The 2,144-nt window shown below is 31.8% G+C and carries 7 protein-coding genes and 1 pseudogene; all 8 read right to left on the bottom strand.

Annotation, left to right across the window (positions count from 1 at the left end; translation table 11 throughout):
* Nucleotides 1–63 precede the first annotated feature (63 nt).
* Complete coding sequence (locus BBROOKSOX_RS10340) at nt 64–195, bottom strand: transposase (RefSeq protein ID WP_139661682.1); 132 nt, start codon at nt 193–195, stop codon at nt 64–66.
* A 64-nt stretch (nt 196–259) separates the two neighbouring features.
* A complete protein-coding gene (locus BBROOKSOX_RS10335; protein ID WP_218973736.1) occupies nt 260–430 on the bottom strand; it encodes a hypothetical protein in 171 nt (56 codons plus the stop codon).
* Between the two features lie 18 nt (nt 431–448).
* Entirely contained in the window at nt 449–787 is a 339-nt protein-coding gene (locus tag BBROOKSOX_RS10330; RefSeq protein ID WP_218973735.1) for a hypothetical protein, read from the bottom strand.
* Nucleotides 784–963, bottom strand: a pseudogene (locus BBROOKSOX_RS12520) (DUF4329 domain-containing protein); the annotation flags it as partial. The gene BBROOKSOX_RS10330 and the pseudogene BBROOKSOX_RS12520, both read right to left, overlap by 4 nt.
* Nucleotides 964–976: 13 nt before the next feature.
* Nucleotides 977–1,156, bottom strand: coding sequence for a DUF4329 domain-containing protein (locus BBROOKSOX_RS12515; RefSeq protein ID WP_139661677.1), 180 nt, complete (start codon nt 1,154–1,156; stop codon nt 977–979).
* Nucleotides 1,080–1,406, bottom strand: a complete 327-nt coding sequence (locus tag BBROOKSOX_RS10315; protein ID WP_180323997.1) for a hypothetical protein — start codon at nt 1,404–1,406, stop codon at nt 1,080–1,082. Before BBROOKSOX_RS10315 ends, BBROOKSOX_RS12515 begins: the two co-directional genes overlap by 77 nt.
* 70 nt (nt 1,407–1,476) lie before the next feature.
* On the bottom strand, nt 1,477–1,815 hold the full coding sequence (locus tag BBROOKSOX_RS10310) for a hypothetical protein (RefSeq protein ID WP_218973734.1): 339 nt from the start codon (nt 1,813–1,815) through the stop codon (nt 1,477–1,479).
* A gap of 39 nt (nt 1,816–1,854) precedes the next feature.
* On the bottom strand, nt 1,855–2,144 hold a 290-nt coding region (locus BBROOKSOX_RS10305; protein ID WP_139661672.1), incomplete at its 5' end, for a DUF4329 domain-containing protein.

Here is a 2,144-nt window from a genome sequence, read left to right as displayed (position 1 = left end):
GTATTCTTTAACTGCCTTGGATGGCTCCATGGCAATTTCAGCGTTAGCAAGGAAGGTTTTTTTTCAATTCTGTAGGTTTTGTGGAAGGATGTTATGCTTGCTAGCAATCTGCACCAAGGTGCTTTTATTTTGTAATAACTCAAGCACTAATTTTGTCTTAAATGCTGAGGTATATTTGGTTCGTTTTTTACTCATTTTTTTACTCCGATTTTTTTGTTTAGTTTAACTTGTTCGAAATAAGAAAATTTAAATTGTTGTCTTAATTTGTTGGGGTTTTATAGTTGCCTTGTCCATCGGTGATGGTGTCTATTGAGCCGAGGTTGTCGTAGTGGAGGTAGCGGGTTTTGTCAGGGATGTAAAAAAAGGGTAGCGTCCCCAATATCTCGATATACCTGTCTTGGCACAAGACATATTTTAACAAGGTTTTCAATAAAGGGTAGTACCCTTATTATTTATAAAACATAACTTTAATAATTTTCATAGTATGCTTATCTATATGATAAAACCCATAACCTCCACCCAACACGGGTCTATTCCATGGAATACTAAATTCAATAATATACAAATCTTTGGATTCAGATATGTTAACTATATAGTTCTCTACTTTACGATTTTTGTTAGAAGAAAAACCTTTATAAACAATACTAAACACTTCTAAATACTTAGCAGGTATTGTTATAGGCTTTTTATAACTTTCTATAATATCAAAATCAATGTCTTTATCCATATTAGACATAACATGAGTATTTATAAAAATAAAAATAAATAAAAACAGCGCTTTCATCATTGTAATCTAGTAATTGTATCATTAGCATAATCGTAATGCTTAATTACACCCATAGGAGTCGCTAAATATCCGTCCATTTTATTATATTTTGCAAAAGGAATGTCTCCTTGCCCATCATAGGTATTAGAAAAGTATTCACTGTTGTATTTTGGGTCATACGCTCCATGAGTGTGATAATAAGTCGTTACATTAGCTCAGAGGATTCATTGATGTCTTCTTACCTGCTATCGGTCCAGTGTATGAATAAGGCCCATCTAAATTTTCATGAATCAAGCCACTATACTCTCTATTTTTAGAAATAGAAATAGGATTGGAAATTTTTAAAGTAGAAAATAAGGAGAAGCCACCCTTTTTTAGATCTACCAACATTCTTAAATCCAAAATCTCTACCAATCATCTTACCAAGATCAGCAATAAAACAATCACTGCCACACGACAATCCTTTATAAATATTACATCTTAAAACACCTAATGCTTTTTGATTCTCACCCATCATAAAGTAATCTTCATACTCTTGCACATTAACACCAATATTATAATCAGTAATGATATTATTTGCAACCAACCTACAATGATAAGCAGCACTTGAATATTGATACTCTGTTGCTTTTTCTACCATGTTTGCACGCACTGGATTGTATCCTTTATTCTACTGGGTTTCATAATAAAGGGTAGCGCCCTTATTCTTATTATTTATAAAACATAACTTTAATAATTTTCATAGTATGCTTATCTATATGATAAAATCCAAAACCTCCGCCCAGCATGGGTTGATTCCATGGAATACTAAGTTCAACAATATACAAATCTTTGGATTCAGATATATTAGCTATATAGTGCCCCACTTCATGATCTTTGTCAGAATAAAAATCTTTATAAACAATACTAAACACTTCTAAATACTTAGCAGGTATTGTTATAGGCTTTTTATAACTTTCTATAATATCAAAATCAATATCTTTATCCATATCAGACATAACATGAGTATTTATAAAAATAAAAATAAATAAAAACAGCGCCTTCATCATTGTAATCTAGTAATTGTATCATTAACATAATTATAATATTTAATTAGTCGCTAAATATCCATCCATTTCATGAGATTTTGCAAAAGGAATGTCTCCTCGCCCATCATAGGTATCAGAAAAAATTTCGCTGTCGTATTTTGGATCATACGCTCCATGAGTGTGATAATAAGCCGTTACATTAGCGCCATTAGGTGCTGGTGCATTTAGAGGTTGCATTGATTCATTATCACCTGCTATCGGTCCAGTGAATGAATAAGACCCATCTGAATTTTCATAAATCAAGCCACCATACTCTCTATTTTCAGAAATGGAAGTAGCATTAATTTTTA

The organism is bacterium endosymbiont of Bathymodiolus sp. 5 South, assembly GCF_900128535.1.
In the GTDB taxonomy this organism is placed as follows: Bacteria; Pseudomonadota; Gammaproteobacteria; order PS1; family Pseudothioglobaceae; genus Thiodubiliella.
This window is presented reverse-complemented; position numbering and strand designations above follow the sequence as displayed.

Bases quoted from the DNA above. Each gene is read 5' to 3' on its own strand.
- BBROOKSOX_RS10310 (WP_218973734.1), bottom strand. From the start codon at position 1,815: ATGATGAAGGCGCTGTTTTTATTTATTTTTATTTTTATAAATACTCAT.
- BBROOKSOX_RS10340 (WP_139661682.1), bottom strand. From the start codon at position 195: ATGAGTAAAAAACGAACCAAATATACCTCAGCATTTAAGACAAAATTA.
- BBROOKSOX_RS10330 (WP_218973735.1), bottom strand. From the start codon at position 787: ATGATGAAAGCGCTGTTTTTATTTATTTTTATTTTTATAAATACTCAT.
- BBROOKSOX_RS12515 (WP_139661677.1), bottom strand. From the start codon at position 1,156: ATGTTGGTAGATCTAAAAAAGGGTGGCTTCTCCTTATTTTCTACTTTA.
- BBROOKSOX_RS10315 (WP_180323997.1), bottom strand. From the start codon at position 1,406: ATGGTAGAAAAAGCAACAGAGTATCAATATTCAAGTGCTGCTTATCAT.